This is a genomic window from Streptomyces sp. NPDC051064 (assembly GCF_044455985.1).
Classification (GTDB): Bacteria; Actinomycetota; Actinomycetes; order Streptomycetales; family Streptomycetaceae; genus Streptomyces.
The window spans coordinates 151,436-168,885 of record NZ_JBITFK010000001.1; the positions used below are offsets into that span (position 1 = coordinate 151,436).

General features: G+C 71.0%; 16 protein-coding genes. 11 read left to right on the top strand and 5 right to left on the bottom strand.

From position 1 onward, the window contains the following. Nucleotides 1-164: 164 nt before the first annotated feature. The 4 genes from ACIBCU_RS00755 to ACIBCU_RS00770 all read left to right on the top strand — a co-directional run bounded on the left by ACIBCU_RS00755 (nucleotide 165) and on the right by ACIBCU_RS00770 (nucleotide 3,552). Nucleotides 165-1,091, top strand: a complete 927-nt coding sequence (locus tag ACIBCU_RS00755) for an ABC transporter ATP-binding protein (RefSeq protein ID WP_362934654.1) — start codon at nucleotides 165-167, stop codon at nucleotides 1,089-1,091. Continuing rightward, nucleotides 1,088-1,855 (top strand): ABC transporter permease, encoded by a 768-nt coding sequence (locus ACIBCU_RS00760; RefSeq protein WP_399228297.1) that lies wholly within the window; start codon nucleotides 1,088-1,090, stop codon nucleotides 1,853-1,855. The genes ACIBCU_RS00755 and ACIBCU_RS00760 overlap by 4 nt, the downstream gene beginning before the upstream one ends. Before the next feature lie 81 nt (nucleotides 1,856-1,936). Next, the gene (locus tag ACIBCU_RS00765; RefSeq protein WP_362934742.1) at nucleotides 1,937-2,920 is read left to right on the top strand and encodes a COX15/CtaA family protein; all 984 of its coding nucleotides are present in this window, start codon (nucleotides 1,937-1,939) and stop codon (nucleotides 2,918-2,920) included. A gap of 161 nt (nucleotides 2,921-3,081) precedes the next feature. Then, nucleotides 3,082-3,552 carry a hypothetical protein gene (locus ACIBCU_RS00770; protein WP_399228300.1) on the top strand — a complete coding sequence of 157 codons (471 nt, stop codon included), beginning with the start codon at nucleotides 3,082-3,084 and terminating at the stop codon, nucleotides 3,550-3,552. Here the strand turns inward: ACIBCU_RS00770 and ACIBCU_RS00775 are convergent. Beyond that, nucleotides 3,549-3,917, bottom strand: coding sequence for a hypothetical protein (locus ACIBCU_RS00775; protein WP_362934663.1), 369 nt, complete (start codon nucleotides 3,915-3,917; stop codon nucleotides 3,549-3,551). The genes ACIBCU_RS00770 and ACIBCU_RS00775 overlap by 4 nt on opposite strands. 95 nt (nucleotides 3,918-4,012) lie before the next feature. Then, nucleotides 4,013-4,966, bottom strand: a complete 954-nt coding sequence (locus tag ACIBCU_RS00780; protein ID WP_362934666.1) for a heme o synthase — start codon at nucleotides 4,964-4,966, stop codon at nucleotides 4,013-4,015. Between the two features lie 286 nt (nucleotides 4,967-5,252). On the opposite strand from ACIBCU_RS00780, the gene tkt reads away from it, so the two are divergent. Genes tkt through pgl form a run of 5 tightly spaced genes read left to right on the top strand, consistent with a single transcriptional unit; the run spans nucleotide 5,253 to nucleotide 11,838 of the window. Next, complete coding sequence (gene tkt / locus ACIBCU_RS00785) at nucleotides 5,253-7,340, top strand: transketolase (RefSeq protein ID WP_362934669.1); 2,088 nt, start codon at nucleotides 5,253-5,255, stop codon at nucleotides 7,338-7,340. A gap of 34 nt (nucleotides 7,341-7,374) precedes the next feature. Beyond that, nucleotides 7,375-8,493: a transaldolase gene (gene tal / locus ACIBCU_RS00790; RefSeq protein WP_362934672.1), complete on the top strand. Its 1,119-nt coding sequence runs from the start codon at nucleotides 7,375-7,377 to the stop codon at nucleotides 8,491-8,493. A gap of 5 nt (nucleotides 8,494-8,498) precedes the next feature. Beyond that, nucleotides 8,499-10,031 (top strand): glucose-6-phosphate dehydrogenase, encoded by a 1,533-nt coding sequence (zwf, locus tag ACIBCU_RS00795; RefSeq protein WP_362934675.1) that lies wholly within the window; start codon nucleotides 8,499-8,501, stop codon nucleotides 10,029-10,031. Next, the gene (opcA, locus tag ACIBCU_RS00800; protein ID WP_362934678.1) at nucleotides 10,028-11,059 is read left to right on the top strand and encodes a glucose-6-phosphate dehydrogenase assembly protein OpcA; all 1,032 of its coding nucleotides are present in this window, start codon (nucleotides 10,028-10,030) and stop codon (nucleotides 11,057-11,059) included. The genes zwf and opcA overlap by 4 nt, the downstream gene beginning before the upstream one ends. After that, entirely contained in the window at nucleotides 11,056-11,838 is a 783-nt protein-coding gene (gene pgl / locus ACIBCU_RS00805; protein WP_399228304.1) for a 6-phosphogluconolactonase, read from the top strand. Before opcA ends, pgl begins: the two co-directional genes overlap by 4 nt. A gap of 78 nt (nucleotides 11,839-11,916) precedes the next feature. On the opposite strand, the gene ACIBCU_RS00810 is transcribed toward pgl, so the two are convergent. Next, complete coding sequence (locus ACIBCU_RS00810; RefSeq protein ID WP_399228306.1) at nucleotides 11,917-12,969, bottom strand: esterase/lipase family protein; 1,053 nt, start codon at nucleotides 12,967-12,969, stop codon at nucleotides 11,917-11,919. Nucleotides 12,970-13,195: 226 nt separating this feature from the next. On the opposite strand from ACIBCU_RS00810, the gene ACIBCU_RS00815 reads away from it, so the two are divergent. Then, nucleotides 13,196-14,920, top strand: a complete 1,725-nt coding sequence (locus tag ACIBCU_RS00815; RefSeq protein ID WP_399228309.1) for an alpha/beta fold hydrolase — start codon at nucleotides 13,196-13,198, stop codon at nucleotides 14,918-14,920. A 10-nt stretch (nucleotides 14,921-14,930) separates the two neighbouring features. Here the strand turns inward: ACIBCU_RS00815 and ACIBCU_RS00820 are convergent, their stop codons facing one another. Beyond that, a complete protein-coding gene (locus ACIBCU_RS00820) occupies nucleotides 14,931-16,184 on the bottom strand; it encodes a beta-ketoacyl-[acyl-carrier-protein] synthase family protein (RefSeq protein ID WP_399228311.1) in 1,254 nt (417 codons plus the stop codon). Next, nucleotides 16,165-16,362: a hypothetical protein gene (locus ACIBCU_RS00825; RefSeq protein WP_362934693.1), complete on the bottom strand. Its 198-nt coding sequence runs from the start codon at nucleotides 16,360-16,362 to the stop codon at nucleotides 16,165-16,167. Before ACIBCU_RS00825 ends, ACIBCU_RS00820 begins: the two co-directional genes overlap by 20 nt. Nucleotides 16,363-16,882: 520 nt before the next feature. Between ACIBCU_RS00825 and ACIBCU_RS00830 the strand changes: the two genes are divergently transcribed. Beyond that, a complete protein-coding gene (locus ACIBCU_RS00830) occupies nucleotides 16,883-17,407 on the top strand; it encodes a helix-turn-helix domain-containing protein (RefSeq protein ID WP_399228314.1) in 525 nt (174 codons plus the stop codon). The last annotated feature ends 43 nt before the right edge of the window (nucleotides 17,408-17,450 follow it).

The window sequence follows — 17,450 nt, forward strand, 5'->3', positions numbered from 1 at the left end:
CTTAGGCAGACCTAAGTTGACCTGCGGAAACAGACGATCACAGCAGGCCGTCGCAGGTGGGGGCCGCCCGGACCGGCCGGTGGCCGGACCGCCGGAAAGGCTCCCGGGACCTGGGGGAACCCGGCGCGCCGGACCCCTCACCTGCCAGCCTAGACTTGCGCGCCATGAGCAGTGAGCCCGTCGTACAGGCCAGGGGCCTCGTCAAGCGGTACGGCACCAGAGCAGCGGTCGACGGCCTCGATCTGAAGGTCGCGGCGGGCGCCGTGACCGCGGTCCTCGGCCCCAACGGCGCCGGCAAGACCACCACGATCGAGACCTGCGAGGGCTACCGCCGTCCGGACGAGGGGACCGTACGGGTCCTCGGCCTCGACCCGGTCGCGGACGCCGCGGCGCTCCGCCCCCGAATCGGCGTGATGCTGCAGTCCGGCGGCGTCTACTCGGGCGCCCGCGCCGACGAGATGCTGCGCCACATGGCGAAACTGCACGCGCATCCGCTGGACGTCGACGCCCTCGTCGAACGCCTCGGGCTCGGCGGCTGCGGCCGGACCACCTACCGCCGGCTCTCCGGCGGCCAGCAGCAGCGCCTCGCGCTGGCCATGGCCGTCGTCGGCCGCCCCGAGCTGGTCTTCCTGGACGAGCCGACGGCGGGTCTCGACCCGCAGGCCCGCCGCTCGACCTGGGACCTGGTCCGGGAGCTGCGCACCGACGGGGTGTCTGTCGTCCTCACCACCCACTTCATGGACGAGGCCGAGCAGCTCGCCGACGACGTCGCCGTCATCGACGCGGGCCGGGTCATCGCCCAGGGCAGCCCGGAGCAGCTGTGCCGCGGCGGCGCCGAGAACACCCTGCGCTTCACCGGCCGCCCCGGCCTGGACCTCGACTCGCTGCTGAAGGCGCTGCCCGACGGCAGCGAGGCGGCCGAGCTCACCACGGGCGCCTACCGCATCACCGGCCGGATCGACCCGGAGCTGCTGGCGACCGTCACCTCCTGGTGCGCCCAGCACGGTGTGATGCCGGACGGCATCGCGGTGGAGCGGCACACCCTCGAGGACGTCTTCCTCGAACTGACCGGCAAGGAGCTGCGCGCATGAGCGCCGGTACGTACACCCCGCGCCCCGGCGCCGCCCCGCTGCCGCGCATGATCGCCGCGCAGGCCGCGCTGGAGACGCGGATGCTCCTGCGCAACGGCGAGCAGCTACTGCTCACCGTGGTCATCCCCACGCTGCTGCTCGTGCTGTTCAGTGCGGTCGACATCGTCGACACGGGCACGGGTGAGCCGGTCGACTTCCTGGCGCCCGGCGTCCTCGCGCTCGCGGTGATGTCCACGGCGTTCACGGGCCAGGCCATCGCGACAGGATTCGAACGCCGTTACGGGGTGCTCAAGCGGCTGGGCGCCTCACCCCTGCCCCGCTGGGGCCTGATGACGGCGAAGACCATCTCGGTGCTGGTCACGGAGGTGCTGCAGATCGTCCTGCTGACGGTGATCGCCTTCGCTCTGGGCTGGTCGCCCGAGGGCAGTCCGTTCGCCGTGCTGCTGCTCCTCGCACTGGGCACCGTGGCCTTCTCCGGGCTCGGGCTTCTGATGGCGGGGACGCTGAAGGCCGAGGCGACGCTGGCGGCGGCCAACCTGGTCTTCCTGCTGCTGCTGGTCGGCGGCGGGGTCATCGTGCCGCTGGACAAGTTCCCCGACGCGGCGCGGTCGGCGCTGGGCCTGCTGCCGATCTCGGCGCTCTCCGACGGGCTCAGGGACGTCCTCCAGCACGGCACGGCGATGCCCTGGGGCGACGCAGCGGTCCTGGCCGTCTGGGCGGTCGTGGGGCTGGGCGCGGCGGCCAGGTTCTTCCGCTGGGAGTGAGCGGCCGGTGCCCGCCGGTATGTCCGGGCTCAGCCGGTCATGCCCACCCCTCGTGAAAACATGCACAAGCCGTTCCCTACGATAGGGCGCGTGGAAACCCCCATCTCCTACATCGCCAAGCGCTGGACACCGTCGGTGAGGACGGCCAAGCGCGCCGCTCTTTCCGCGGTGGTGATGAGCGTCTTCATCATCATCACCGGCGGCGCGGTCCGGCTGACCGGTTCCGGCCTGGGCTGCGACACCTGGCCCAAGTGCACCGACGACAGCCTCTTCGCGACACCCGAGCAGGGCCTGCACGGCGCCATCGAGTTCGGCAACCGGATGCTCACCTACGTCCTGTCGGCCGCGGTCGGCTGGGCGATCATCGCGGCGCGCTCGCTGAAGCCCCGCCGGCGCGGTCTCACCCGACTGGCGTGGTCGCAGTTCTGGCTGGTGATGGGGAACGCCGTGATCGGTGGGATCACCGTCTGGGCGGGTCTCAACCCGTGGTCGGTGGCCGGGCACTTCCTGCTCGCCAACTGCCTGCTCACGGTGGCCGTGATCACCTGGGTGAGGATCGGCGAGGGCGACGGCGCCCGGCGTCCGCGCGCCCCGCGCCCGGTGCGGCAGCTGTCCTGGGCCATCGTCGCCACCACGGTCGTCCTGATCGTGCTCGGCACCACCGTGACCGGCTCCGGCAAGCACGCCGGTGACAGCAGCGACGTACCGCGCATGCCGTGGGACTGGAGCGCGGCCGCGCACATCCACGCCATCGCCGCCTGGGCCGTCTGCGCGCTGGCCCTCGCGATGTGGTTCGTCCTGCGCGTCGTCGACGCCCCCGCGGACACCCGGGCACGCGCCCGGGACCTGCTGATCGTGCTGGTGGCGCAGGGCGGCATCGGATACGTCCAGTACTTCAACGACGTGCCCGAGCTCCTGGTCGGCCTCCACATGTTCGGCTCGGCGCTGCTGTGGATCGCGGTGCTGCGTCTGCTGCTGTCGCTTCGCGAGCGCCCGGTGGCCGACGCCGGCATTCCCGCGCCCGCGGCTGCCGGAGAGCTGCCGGAGCACGCCGCCGCGCGCTGAGCAAGAACGCCTCCCCGGCACGTTCCACCCGGCGTTTCGGACACGGTGCGTCCGTCCTCTGGACGGGTGCCGCCCCCGCCCTCCACCATGGTCCCGGTCGACGACCGCGCGTCCGTCCGGGGGAAGGTGGGGCGATGGGCTCGTGCTCCGGGGAACACCGCATGGCCTGTTTCTACGAGAAGAGCTACGACGTAGGGGCCTTCAAGGACCGCGCCCAGCCCCTGCGCCGCGACGAGCTCCCCGCGGTACCCACCCACGCGCCCCTGCTGATACCGGTGGCCGGGGTGCTGCTGCTGGTGGCCGACTTCTCCTGGAAGCTGGTCGTGCTCGAACTTCTCCTCGTCCCCGTCCTGGTGCTCCTGGCACGCCGACGGGTGCGGGCACGGCTCAGGGCCCGTGAGGAGGCCGCGGCGTTCGCGGAGCGCGCGTACGCGCCTGCGGGCAGCGGCCGGTCGGGCTCGGCGATCCGGCACTGTTCCGGGTGCACGGGCGTCCTCGTACGCGCGAAGGACACCGACTCCCCGGACGACTACTCCACCCCCACCGACGCGGACGGCTGGGAGGCGTGGGCCCGCGATCAGGGCGCGGAGTTCGGGCCGGCCTCGCGGCCGGCCGAACCCGAGAAGCCTTAGGCCTTGTCGTTGGACGGGCCGCCGACCTGGATGCCCGCCATGCGGGACCACTCGTACGGGCCCGTGCGGACCTTGGCCGCGAACTCGCCGTCGAAGTCCTCGTGGACCGTGATGCCCGCCTTCAGCGTGGCGCTCTCGGCGACGGCGTAGGAGGGCGCGACCAGGTCGCCCCAGCCACCGTCCTCGCCGACCAGCACGATGCGGGTGCCCATCTGGCCGAGGTAGGCGAGCTGCCCCTCTGCGCCGCCGTGCGCCTTGGCGAAGGCGCCGATCTGCTTGGCGAGCTTCGCAGCCCTGCGCTCCGCGCGGGCCGCGTGCTTGCTGTCGTCCGTCTGCCGGTTCTGAGGCTCTGCCGTCTCTGCCATGGACAGGATGCTACCGACGGGTAGATCAACTGGCGACGGGCGGGGGGCGTGGCATCGGCCACGTCCCCCGCCCGTCGGCAGGTCTTCGGCGCGGGCTACCTCAGGAAGGGGTCCACCGCGACGGCGACGAAGAGGAGCGAGACATAGGTGATGGACCAGTGGAACAGCCGCATCTCCTTGAGCTTGGCGCCCGTCACGCCGGACTTCGCACGGTTCTGCAGACCATGCGCCTCCCAGAGCCAGAAACCACCGGTCAGCAGGGCCACGGCGGTGTAGAACCAGCCGGTGTAGCCCAGCGGGGTGAGCAGCAGCGAGACCCCGACCATGACCCAGCTGTAGACGACGATCTGGCGGGCCACCACGCGGTTGGAAGCGACGACAGGGAGCATCGGGACGCCGACCCGGGCGTAGTCCTCCTTCACCTTCATCGACAGCGGCCAGTAGTGCGGCGGCGTCCAGAAGAAGATGACGGCGAAAAGGATCACCGCGGCCCAGGACATCGAATTGGTCACGGCGGACCAGCCGATGAGCACGGGCATGCAGCCCGCGATTCCACCCCACACGATGTTCTGCGACGTACGGCGCTTCAGCAGCATCGTGTAGACGACGACGTAGAACAGAAGTGCGCCGAGCGAGAGGGCCGCGGACAGCCAGTTGACGAGCAGCCCGAACCAGACCGTGGAAATCACCGCGAGGGCGATTCCGAAGGCGAGGCACTCACGGGGACTCACCATGCCCGTGACCAGCGGGCGCTGGGACGTACGGTCCATCAGCGCGTCGATGTCGCGGTCGATATACATGTTGAGCGCATTGGCACCGCCCGCGGAGAGATATCCGCCGATGGTGGTGGTCACAACGAGCCAAAGATCGGGCACGCCCTGAGCGGCGAGGAACATCACCGGAACGGTGGTGATCAACAGCAGCTCGATGATGCGCGGCTTGGTAAGAGCCACGAATGCCTTGACGCGGGCCCCGAACGGGCGATGGCCCCTTGGGCTCGGAGTCAAGGCGACCCCTGCGGGTCGGGACTCGACGGCCGTCACGCACACCCCTGACAGAGAAATCCCAGCAAGCTCCGGGCGTGAAGGCCCGGTAAAGACTTGCGCGAACCAGACCACTGTAGACGTTGGGCATACGCCGCTCTTCGCGGGGGTGGGGTCGTGTTGGGGTGGCGCAGAAGTGAACGGCGGCGCTCATACGGGAGGCGAACTCCGCAGGTCGCCCGCACTGTGGAAAGGGCAGAAGTACGGCCTTCCGACGGGGGTAGGCTCGACAATGCCCGGTGCGGTAACCAGCCACCGGTTTACGAACAGTGGAGAGGAGCCCTGACTCAGGGTGAGCACCAAGCCGACCACCACAGACCTCCAGTGGACCGAATTGGACCAGCGGGCCGTGGACACCGTCCGCGTCCTCGCCGCGGACGCCGTACAGAAGGTCGGAAACGGCCACCCGGGTACGGCGATGAGCCTCGCTCCTGCCGCGTACACCCTCTTCCAGAAGGTGATGCGCCACGACCCGGCGGACGCGGACTGGACCGGTCGCGACCGGTTCGTACTGTCCGCGGGCCACTCCAGCCTGACGCTGTACATCCAGCTCTACCTCGCCGGATACGGCCTGGAGCTGGACGACCTCAAGGCTTTCCGCACCTGGGGCTCCAAGACGCCCGGCCACCCGGAGTACGGCCACACCACCGGTGTCGAGACGACGACCGGCCCGCTCGGCCAGGGTGTCGCCAACGCCGTGGGCATGGCGATGGCCGCCCGCTACGAGCGCGGTCTCTTCGACCCGCAGGCGGCCCCCGGCACCTCCCCGTTCGACCACACCATCTGGGTCATCGCCGGTGACGGCTGCCTCCAGGAGGGCATCTCGGCCGAGGCGTCCTCGCTGGCCGGCCACCAGAAGCTCGGCAACCTGGTGCTGCTGTGGGACGACAACCACATCTCGATCGAGGGCGACACGGAGACCGCGGTCTCCGAGGACACCCTGAAGCGCTACGAGTCCTACGGCTGGCACGTCCAGCGCGTGGACCAGTCGCCCAGCGGCGACCTGGACCCCGAGGGTCTGTACCGCGCGCTGCAGGCCGCCAAGGCCGAGACGGAGCGCCCGTCGTTCATCGCGGCCCGCTCGATCATCGCCTGGCCCGCCCCGAACGCCCAGAACACCGAGGCCGCGCACGGCTCGGCGCTCGGCGAGGACGAGATCGCGGCCACGAAGCGGGTGCTCGGCTTCGACCCGGAGAAGACCTTCGAGGTCTCCGACGAGGTCATCGCGCACACCCGTGAGGCGCTGGACCGCGGCCGCGAGGCCAAGGCCGAGTGGGAGAAGTCCTTCGCCGCCTGGCGCACCGCCAACCCGGAGCGCGCCGCCGACTTCGACCGGATCGACGCCGGCGAGCTGCCCGCGGGCTGGGAGGAGCACCTCCCGGTCTTCGAGGCCGGCCACGGGGTCGCCACGCGCGCCGCCTCCGGCAAGGTCCTGCAGGCGCTCGGCGGTGTCATCCCCGAACTGTGGGGCGGCTCCGCCGACCTCGCCGGTTCGAACAACACCACGATCGACAAGACGTCGTCGTTCCTCCCGGTGGGCAACCCGCTGCCCGAGGCCGACCCGTACGGCCGGACGATCCACTTCGGCATCCGCGAGCACTCCATGGCCGCGGCCATGAACGGCATCGCGCTGCACGGCAACACCCGCATCTACGGCGGCACCTTCCTGGTGTTCTCCGACTACATGCGCAACGCCGTGCGCCTCTCCGCGCTGATGCACCTGCCGGTGACGTACGTGTGGACGCACGACTCGATCGGCCTCGGCGAGGACGGCCCGACCCACCAGCCGGTCGAGCACATCGCCTCGCTGCGCGCCATCCCGGGCCTGAACGTCGTCCGCCCGGCCGACGCCAACGAGACGGCCATCGCCTGGCGCGAGATCCTCAAGCGCGGCAAGAAGGACTTCGGCAAAAGCGCCCCGCACGGTCTGGCGCTGTCGCGCCAGGGCCTGCCCACCTACGCGGCGAACGAGAACGCCGCCAAGGGCGGCTACGTGCTCTTCGACGCCGAGGGCGGCGAGGCGCAGGCCGTGCTGATCGCCACCGGCTCCGAGGTCCAGCTGGCCGTCGAGGCCCGCGACGAGCTCCAGGCCGCCGGTGTCCCGACCCGTGTGGTCTCGATGCCGTGTGTCGAGTGGTTCGAGGAGCAGGACCAGGCGTACAAGGACAGCGTGCTGCCGCCGTCCGTGAAGGCCAGGGTCGCCGTCGAGGCGGGCATCGGCCTCACCTGGCACCGGTACGTGGGCGACGCCGGCCGGATCGTCTCGCTGGAGCACTTCGGTGCGTCGGCGGACGCCAAGGTCCTCTTCCGCGAGTTCGGCTTCACCGCCGCGCACGTGGCGGAAGCCGCCCGGGAATCTCTCGCCGCCGCCGCGCGCTGACGCGAACATACGACTAGTAGGAGATGCAATTCTCATGACAGACGCACTCAAGCGCCTCTCCGACGAGGGCGTGGCGATCTGGCTCGACGACCTGTCCCGCACACGGATCACCTCCGGCAACCTTGCCGAGCTGATCGACCAGAGTCACGTCGTGGGTGTCACGACCAACCCGTCGATCTTCCAGAAGGCGATCTCCCAGGGCCACGGTTACGACCAGCAGCTCACCGACCTCGCCGCCCGCAAGGTGACGGTCGAGGAGGCGATCCGCATGATCACGACCGCGGACGTCCGTGACGCCGCCGACATCCTGCGTCCGGTCTTCGACGCGACGGACGGCCAGGACGGCCGGGTCTCCATCGAGGTCGACCCGCGCCTGGCCCACAACACCCTGGCCACGGTCGCCGAGGCCAAGCAGCTGGCCTGGCTGGTGGACCGGCCGAACACGCTCATCAAGATCCCGGCGACCAAGGCGGGCCTGCCGGCGATCACGGAGACCATCGGGCGGGGCATCAGCGTCAACGTGACCCTGATCTTCTCGCTGGAGCGCTACCGCGAGGTCATGGACGCCTACCTCGCGGGCCTGGAGAAGGCGAAGGCCGCCGGCCTGGACCTCTCCAAGATCCACTCGGTCGCCTCCTTCTTCGTGTCCCGCGTGGACACCGAGATCGACAAGCGGCTGGACGCGGTGGGCAGCGACGAGGCGAAGGCCGCGAAGGGCAAGTCCGCCCTCGCCAACGCCCGTCTGGCCTACGAGGCGTACGAGCAGGTCTTCGCGGGCGACCGCTGGGCCGCCCTCGACAAGGCGCACGCCAACAAGCAGCGTCCGCTGTGGGCCTCCACCGGTGTCAAGGACCCGTCCCTCAAGGACACCCTGTACGTCGACGACCTCGTCGCGCCGAACACGGTCAACACCATGCCCGAGGCGACGCTCGACGCCGTGGCCGACCATGGCGAGATCTCCGGCAACACCGTTGCCGGCCGTTACGACCAGGCCCGTGCCGACCTCGACGCGATCAAGAAGCTCGGGGTCAGCTACGACGACGTCGTCCAGGTGCTGGAGGACGAGGGCGTCGAGAAGTTCGAAGCCGCCTGGATCGACCTGCTCAACTCCACCGAGGCCGAGCTCAAGCGCCTCGCTCCTTCGGAGGGCTGACCACCTTGTCTGGTGTTCCCGGAGCCAACCCGCTCCGTGACGCACAGGACCGACGGCTCCCGCGTATCGCGGGGCCGTCGGGCCTGGTGATCTTTGGCGTCACGGGCGATTTGTCCCGTAAAAAGCTGATGCCCGCCGTCTACGACCTGGCCAATCGCGGCCTGCTGCCACCGGGCTTCTCGCTCATCGGCTTCGCGCGCCGCGACTGGGAGGACGAAGACTTCGCCCAGGTCGTCCATGACGCCGTGAAGGAGCATTCCCGCACCCCGTTCCGCGAAGAGGTCTGGCAGCAGCTCAGCCAGGGCATGCGCTTCGTCCAGGGCAACTTCGACGACGACGACGCCTTCGAGACCCTCAGGGCGACGATCGAGGAGCTCGACAAGGCGCAGGGCACGGGCGGCAACTTCGCCTTCTACCTCTCCGTGCCGCCGAAATTCTTCCCCAAGGTCGTCCAGCAGCTCAAGAAGCACGGGCTGGCCGACCAGAAGGAAGGCAGCTGGCGGCGGGCCGTCATCGAGAAGCCGTTCGGTCACGACCTGGAGAGCGCGCAGGAGCTGAACCAGCTCGTGCACGACGTCTTCCCGCCGAACGAGGTCTTCCGTATCGACCACTACCTCGGCAAGGAGACGGTCCAGAACATCCTGGCGCTGCGCTTCGCCAACACGATGTGGGAGCCGATCTGGAACAGGTCGTACGTCGACCACATCCAGATCACGATGGCCGAGGACATCGGCATCGGCGGCCGGGCCGGTTACTACGACGGCATCGGCGCGGCCCGCGACGTCATCCAGAACCACCTGCTCCAGCTGCTTGCGCTCACGGCGATGGAGGAGCCCGGCTCCTTCCACCCCAAGGCCCTGGTCGCCGAGAAGCTGAAGGTGCTCACGGCGGTGGAGCTGCCCGAGGACCTGGGCAAGCACACGGTGCGCGGGCAGTACGCGCACGCCTGGCAGGGCGGTCAGGAAGCGCTCGGCTATCTGGAGGAGGACGGTATCGACCCCAAGTCGAAGACCGACACCTTCGCCGCGATCAAGCTGACGATCAACAACCGCCGCTGGGCGGGCGTGCCGTTCTACCTCCGTACCGGCAAGCGCCTCGGCCGCCGCGTCACCGAGATCGCGGTCGTCTTCAAGCGCGCCCCCTACCTCCCCTTCGAGTCCGGTGCGACGGAGGAGCTCGGCGGCAACGCCCTGGTCATCCGGGTGCAGCCCGACGAGGGGGTCACGGTCCGGTTCGGCTCCAAGGTGCCCGGCACCTCCATGGAGGTGCGGGACGTCACGATGGACTTCGCCTACGGCGAGTCCTTCACGGAGTCCAGCCCGGAGGCGTACGAGCGGCTCATCCTCGATGTCCTGCTCGGTGACGCCAACCTCTTCCCGCGCCACCAGGAGGTCGAGCTCTCCTGGAACATCCTCGACCCGATCGAGGAGTACTGGGACAAGCACGGCAAGCCCGCCCAGTACGCGGCCGGCACGTGGGGACCGGCCGAGGCCGACGAGATGCTCGCACGCGACGGACGGAGCTGGCGCCGGCCATGAAGATCGATCTCACGGAAACCACGTCCAGCAAGATCAACCAGTCCCTGGTCTCGGCGCGCCGCTCCATCGGCACGCCCGCCATCGGCATGGTGCTCACCCTCGTCATCGTCACCGACGAGGAGAACGCCTACGACGCGCTCCGGGCGGCGAGCGACTCGTCCCGCGAGCACCCGTCGCGGATCATCGCGGTGATCAAGCGGGTCAGCAAGTCGCCTCGTGCCCGGCGCGACGCGCGGCTCGACGCCGAGATCCGGGTCGGTTCCGACGCGGGCTCGGGTGAGACCGTCGTGCTGCGTCTCCACGGTGAGCTGGCCAACCACGCCCAGTCGGTCGTCCTGCCGCTGCTGCTGCCGGACGCCCCGGTCGTGGTGTGGTGGCCCGAGGACGCTCCGGCGGACCCGGCGAAGGACCCGCTGGGCGCGCTCGCCCAGCGCCGTATCACCGACACGTACTCCGCCGAGCACCCGCTCGACGAGCTGTCGGTGCGCGCGGCGACGTACCGGCCCGGGGACACCGACCTGGCCTGGACGCGCATCACGCCGTGGCGCTCGATGCTGGCCGCGGCGCTCGACCAGCAGCCCGCGCAGCTCGTCTCGGCGACGGTCGAGGGCGAGTCCGACAATCCGAGCTGCGAACTGCTGGCCATGTGGCTCGCGGACCGGCTCGGGGTCCCGGTGGAGCGCACCCACTCCGGCGGTCCCGGTCTGACGGCCGTACGGCTGGAGACCAAGAACGGCGCGATCGTTCTGGACCGGCCCGACGGCTCGCTGGCGACGCTCTCCATGGCCGGCCAGCCGGACCGTGCGGTCGCGCTGAAGCGGCGGGAGACCGCCGAGCTCCTCGCGGAGGAGCTGCGCCGCCTGGACCCGGACAACATCTACGAGTCCACGGTGAAGTTCGGCGTGGAGCGCCTCGGCGGTCCCACGGAGCCGTCGTCCGTCGGTACGGGGCAGAAGCGGCCGGAGCCCGCGGGTTCCGCCGCCCCTGCCGCGAAGAAGGCGGCTGCCAAGAAGGCGGCGTCGAAGTGAGTGCTCCGCAGCTCGTCGTGCACCGCGACAAGGAGCTGATGGCCCAGGCCGCGGCGGCCAGGCTGATCACGAAGATCGTGGACGCCCAGGCCGCTCGTGGTTCCGCCTCGGTGGTCCTCACCGGTGGGCGCAACGGCAACGGCCTGCTGGCCGCGCTCGCCGGCTCGCCCGCCCGGGACGCGGTCGACTGGTCGCGGCTCGATCTGTGGTGGGGCGACGAGCGGTTCCTGCCCGAGGGCGATCCGGAGCGCAATGTCACGCAGGCCCGTGAGGCCCTGCTGAACAAGGTGGAGCTGGACCCCACCCGGGTCCACGCGATGCCCGCGTCCGACGGACCGTACGGCGGTGACGCCGACTCCGCGGCCGCGGGGTACGCGGCGGAACTCGCCGCCGCGGCGGGGCCGGAGGACCATGGGCCCGTGCCGACGTTCGACGTGCTGATGCTGGGCGTCGGGCCGGACACGCATGTCGCGTCGCTCTTCCCGGAGCTGCCCGCGGTGCGGGAGACCGAGCGCACCGTCGTCGGTGTGCACGGCGCTCCCAAGCCGCCGCCCACCCGCGTCTCGCTCACGCTGCCCGCCATCCGGGCGGCGCGTGAGGTCTGGCTTCTGGCCGCGGGTGAGGACAAGGCGGAGGCGGCCGAGATCGCGCTGTCCGGGGCCGGGGAGATCCAGGCACCGGCGGCGGGGGCCTACGGCCGCAGCCGCACGCTGTGGCTGCTGGACGCCGCGGCGGCCTCGAAGCTGCCGCGTGCGCTGTATCCGCCGGCCTCGGCGTAGCGGATCACTCCGTCGCGAAGGCCCGGCCCGCTCCCAGGAGCGGGCCGGGCCTTCCCGCGTGGGTCGCCCCCTGATCCTCTACGAGGGGCCTCGGCCGGGGGCGGCCCCGGTGGGGCCGCAGTCGGGGCGCCGTGCCGTCGCGGGGTCGAGGGCATTGCCCACCAGGCGCAGGACCACGGGGTCGTAGGGGCTGCCCATGTGCCCCGTGCGGTCCTGCGGGCACACGTCCTGGACGGTGATGTTGGTGACCTGGCCGGCGGAGGGACCGGGGCGGAGGTACTGGCGCTCGTACGGGGTGACGATCCTGTCCCACCGGGTGACGAGCGTGGTGTACCGCACGCCGCGCACGGTGTCGCCGCCCGCGTCGAGCCGGCGGTTGACGGCTGAGCCGATCGTCTGGTCGGCCAGTGCCTGCCCGCCGAATTCGGCGACCGGGGCGAGGACGCGCAGCCGCTGGGCGAGGGTGGCGAGCCCGGACACGGTGCTGCCGTGGTTGGCCGGGGAGATGCCGATCAGGTGGTGCACCGTGTTGCGGGCGGGATGGCCCGGGTCGGCGCCGCCGGCGAATTTCAGGTAGTAGCGCGGCAGGATTCCGCCCCCCTGGGAGTGGCCCACCATGTCGACCTGGCGGGCTCCCGTCCGGTCGAGGACCCGGTCGACGAAGCGGGCGACCTCCACGGCGGAGTCGGGGATGGCGGCTCTGCCCTTGACGACGTCGCCCCGCGGCGCACCGAAGTTGCCGGCGAAGACGCAGTAGCCCTCCGCCCTGAGCCGGGGGGAGAGTGCGCTCCAGTTGCTGAAGGCGTTCTCGTACGTGCCGTGGACGAGGACGACCGGCCTGGGGTGCCGGGCCGCCGGTTCGCAGTTCCAGTCGTTGGCACGCGGCGGAGGGGCGTCGGGGTGGTCGACGGAGGCGAGGAACGCCCGCTTCCAGCGCGGGTGTCCGGTGTCCGGATCGCCCGCGGAGCCGGCGGTGAGCGGGGAGCGGCCGTCCGGAGCGGATGCGACGACGAGGGCGAACAGGACGCCGAGGGCCGTCAGCACCGCCGGCCGGCGGAACACGCGGCCGTTCCGGGGCCTTCGGCCGGTGGGTAGGTCGGGCTCGGTGGTGCGGAGATACGGGACCTGCATGGAGGTGCCTCCCGGATGGGTTCTCAGGGTCTGTTCAGGGGCGTGCGTTGATGGGGTGTCTGTCGGCGACCGCCCGGGCCGGCGCGCTTTCGGGTGACGCCACGCCAGGGGTTGTTCACGGAGAGTGAGATTGCCGGTACGGTGGGAGGCGTCGTGTGCGGGCCGGAGCGCCCGCTCCGTCCCCCGACGCAACACGTCACCTCGTGCCCGGCCGCAAGGAGATGGCATGCCCGCGAACTCTGTTGTCTTCGGTGCCGGTGGCTTCATCGGCCGCTCCCTGGTGGCGGAACTCCTGCGCCGCGGCCAGGAGGTCGCCGCAGCCGTGCACAGCGGCGGTGACCGGCTGACCCGGTGGCTCGCGGACCAGCAGGTGGACACCGGCCGGCTCACCGTCGTCCACGCCGACATCACCCGGCCCGGACTCGGCCTGCCCGCGCAGGACTTGGCCGAGGTCCGTGACGTGTACAACACGGCGGCGCGGTTCGCCTTCGGCATGGACCCTGCCGAAGCCAGAGCGGTCAACGTGGACGGCGCCGTCCATGTGATCGAGTGGGCCGCGGCCCGCCCGCACCTGCGCCGGGTGGTGCACATCAGCGGCTACCGCATGGCCGCGGCCGGTGCCGACTCGCCCGACTACGCGCGTGACGGCGCCTACGAGGCGTCCAAGCGTGAGGGGGACGCCGCGACGCGGGCACGGGCTCGCGATCTGGGCGTCCCGCTGACGGTCGCCAATCCCAGCACGGTGATCGGCCAGGGGCAGTACGTCGGCCTGGCCGACCTGGTCGGGGAGCTCTGGCGGGGCCGCCTCGCCGCACTGCCCGGCGGCCCGGACATCTTCCTGCCGGTCGTCACGATCGACTACTTCGTCCAGTTCCTGGCCTCCCTTCCCGAGCGTCAGGAGAGCGCGGACAACACCTACTGGCTGCTGGACGACGCCACACCCCGGCTCCCGCAGCTCGTCGCGCTGCTCGCCGAGCACATGGGGGTGCGGGCGCCGCGCCGGTCCGTTCCCGTCGGTCTCCTGAAGCGGCTGCCCCGCGCACTCACCAGGGCGGACCCCGAGACCCTGTCGTTCCTCTCCACCGACCGCTACGACACGTCGTCCGCACGGAAGTTCGCGGAGTCCTGCGGTCTCGAGATGCCACCGGTGCGTGATGCCCTGCGCGGGTGGACGGACGACCTGGTCGCCGCACGCTTCGGCAGGGTCCGGGCACCGCGCGGCCCGTACGGCTTCCAGCAGGTCGGCAAGGACCGGACCTGGGTGACGGGTGACCGGGAGGAGCCAGGCTACGTCTTCCTGCACGGGCTCCCGGTCGATGCCGACTCCTGGGCCCCCGTGGCCGACCGGGTGGACGCCCCCACGCTCGCGGCCGACCTGCCGGGCTTCGGGCGCTCCGCACCTGCCCGTCAGTCGCACGACGACTGGCTGAGCGCCCTCCTCGCACCGGTCCGGGGCCGGCCGGTCCTGGTCGCGCACTCCTACTCCTGCGGACCGGCCCTGCGTTACGCGCTGCGGCACCCCGAGCGCGTGGGTGCGCTGGTCCTGGTCTCCCCGGCCTTCCTCCAGCCCGCCTCCTCATGGCTGATGCGCTCACCTCTCGCCGTACCCGTGCTGCGCGGGATGTCCGCCGAGCGGCTGGCCGGATCGCTGGGGCTGCCGCACGACGGTTACCTCGAGGGGCCGGCGGCGGATCTGCGCCGAGCGGGGGCGGCGGTCCGGGTGGTGGCCGCCCTGCGGTCGGCGTACGGGCAGCGCGGTGCGCTCCGGAGCGCCCTGCACCGTGTCACGGTGCCGGTGGAACTCGTCGTCGGAGCACAGGACCCGCTGGAGGAGCCGAGCGTCCTCCCGGTCACCGAGATCGCGTCGGCCGGCCACTACCCCCAGCTCACCCATCCTGATGACGTCGCCCGTCACCTCATCCCGGTGAGGGAGCGGGCAGCGGCCCGCTAGCGGCCGGTGCTCAGTCACGGGTGAAGGCCAGCACCACGTTGTGCCCACCGAAGCCGAAGGACGTCGACAGGGCCGCGGTGGCGTCGGCCTTGCGCGGCGCGCCGGTCACCAGGTCGAGTCCGATGCCGTCCCCGATCTCCTCCAGGTTGCGCACCGGCGGTACCAGCGATTCCTTGAGCGCGAGCACCGTGAGGATCGCCTCCACCGCGCCGGAGGCACCCAGCAGATGACCCGTGGCGGACTTCGGGGCCGTGACCACCGGGTGATCGCCCACCGCGGCCGTCACGGCCCGGGACTCGGCGACATCGCCCTGGGGTGTGCCTGTCGCGTGTGCGTTGACGTGGCCGATGTCGCCGCCGGTCAGGCCCGCGTCGCGCAACGCCTCATCGATCGCTCGCGCCTGGCCCGCCGCGTCGGGCAGCGTGATGTCGTGGGCGTCGGACGTGACACCGGCCCCCGCCAGCGCCGCATGGACGCGCGCGCCCCGCGCACGTGCGAAGTCGCCCCGTTCCAGCACGACCATTCCCGCACCCTCGGACATCACGAAGCCGTCCCGCCGCCGGTCGAACGGACGGGACGCCCGGTCGGGTGCGTCGTTGCGCAGCGACAGCGCGCGCATCTGCGCGAACGCGCCGAGGGAGAGCGGATGGATACAGGCGTCCGTGCCCCCGGCCACCACCACATCGGCGCGGCCGGCACGGATCAGCAGGGCGCCCACCGCGATCGCCTCGGCGCCCGAGGCGCAGGCACTGGTCGGGGCATGGGTGCCGGCGCGTGCTCCGAGCAGCAGACTGACCACGGCCGAAGGCCCGTTGGGCATCAGCCGCGGGACGGTGTACGGGGATACGGCACGCTGTCCGCGCTCCCCCATGCGGTCGTGCTGGTCCAGTATCGTCAGCGCGCCCCCGATCCCGGTGCCCACCACGACGGCCAGCCGTTCGGGCTCGACCTCCGGCGGCCCCGCGTCGGACCACGCCTCCCTGGCCGCGACCAGCGCCGCCGCCTGACTCCGGTCCAGCCGCCGGCGCTGCACCCGGTCCACGTCGGCGTACGGATCCTGGAGCATGCCGCCGGCGATGTGGACCGGCAGCCGCGTGACCCAGGGAGCGATGATCGGGGAGATTCCGGACCGGCCCGCCAGCAGCCCGTCCCAGGTGCCCGGGACGTCGGCGCCGAGCGGGGTGGTGGCTCCCATACCGGTCACCAGCACGTCGTTCCCCACCCGGTCGCGGGTCCGCGCGGTTTCACCGGCCGTACGCCGCACGGCCGACCCCCTCGCGGGAGCCGCCGGCCGACCACGCGCACGCGCTCAGCCCGGCCGCGGTGAGCCTCACCACGGCGAGCATGAGGTCGCGGGTCCCGGCCACCTGGGCCGGGTTGTCATGGAAGTCGGGCCGCCCGGACTCCTCCCCGCCGCGAAATGCATTCGCTTCCACAGTCACACACATACCATCTCCCCATTCCTTTGCGCCGCGTGTGGCTTGAAAATGCCGTAGCCGCCGGACGGGCGCACGGAATGCCACAGAGACACGGCCGAGTTAGCGGCTACGGATTCGCCTCCCCGCAACCGCAACTCAATCTATGCGCCGCCGCCTCCTGCGCACCTCGGCTATTCTGTCGAATTATCGCCTCCCTCTTTCAGCGGATTCTCCTCCGTCAGGGGGACGCAGGGAGTGCAACTGACGGCCCAGGAAGGCGCCTCACCTCCTCTGCGCGTACAGTATGCCCAGCTCAGCACCATGATCAAATTCTTTCTGACTTGTCGTACAATGCCTTCGATTATTGCTTATTGCCACAACACTCAGGAATGCTGCATAGTGAAGAAAGAGGCTGCAGAGAACGGTTCTCCAACGCCGACCTCGGACTCCGGTGCACTTCAAAAATAAATCAATGCACAGTAGGGGCCAGGGCAGCTCACGGATGACTTTCCCGTTCTCCTGCAAAATCCGGAAAGGGAGCTTCGTGCCGCACACCAAAAGGCCTCAGCCGTCCTCGGACGAGGAACAGGTTCACGTAGTCCGCTGGCCCCTCGAAGCGTCGAAGCTGGAGCACTTCCGGCACAAGGGCGCCCTCCGTCTCCTCGTGATCGAGAACGGGGCGACACCGCCCGTGTCGACGGACGTGCGGGAGGACTGGGTCCGATCGCCGATCACCCGGGAGGACTTCGCCGCACGTGTCTCGGCCCTGCGCGCCAGGGCGTTGTCGCACGATGTGCCGGTGCTGGACCACGACGGTCTGCTCAGGTACTGCAGCCGGGTCGTGCCGGTGTCCCCGACGGAGATGTACCTGCTGCGGCCGCTGGTGCAGCGCTTCGGAAGCCTGGTGGGCCGCGACGAGCTGCTCACGCTGCTGAGCACACGGGGCTCCACCGCGAGCCGGAACGCCCTGGACCTGCACGTGATGAGGATCCGGCGCCGCGTCCTGCCGCTGGGTCTGCGGGTCCGCACCGCCAGCCGGCGCGGCTATCTGCTGGAGGCGCTGGGCTGACCACGGAGCCCCTGCCGGACGTCGGTCCGGCAGGGGCTCCGTG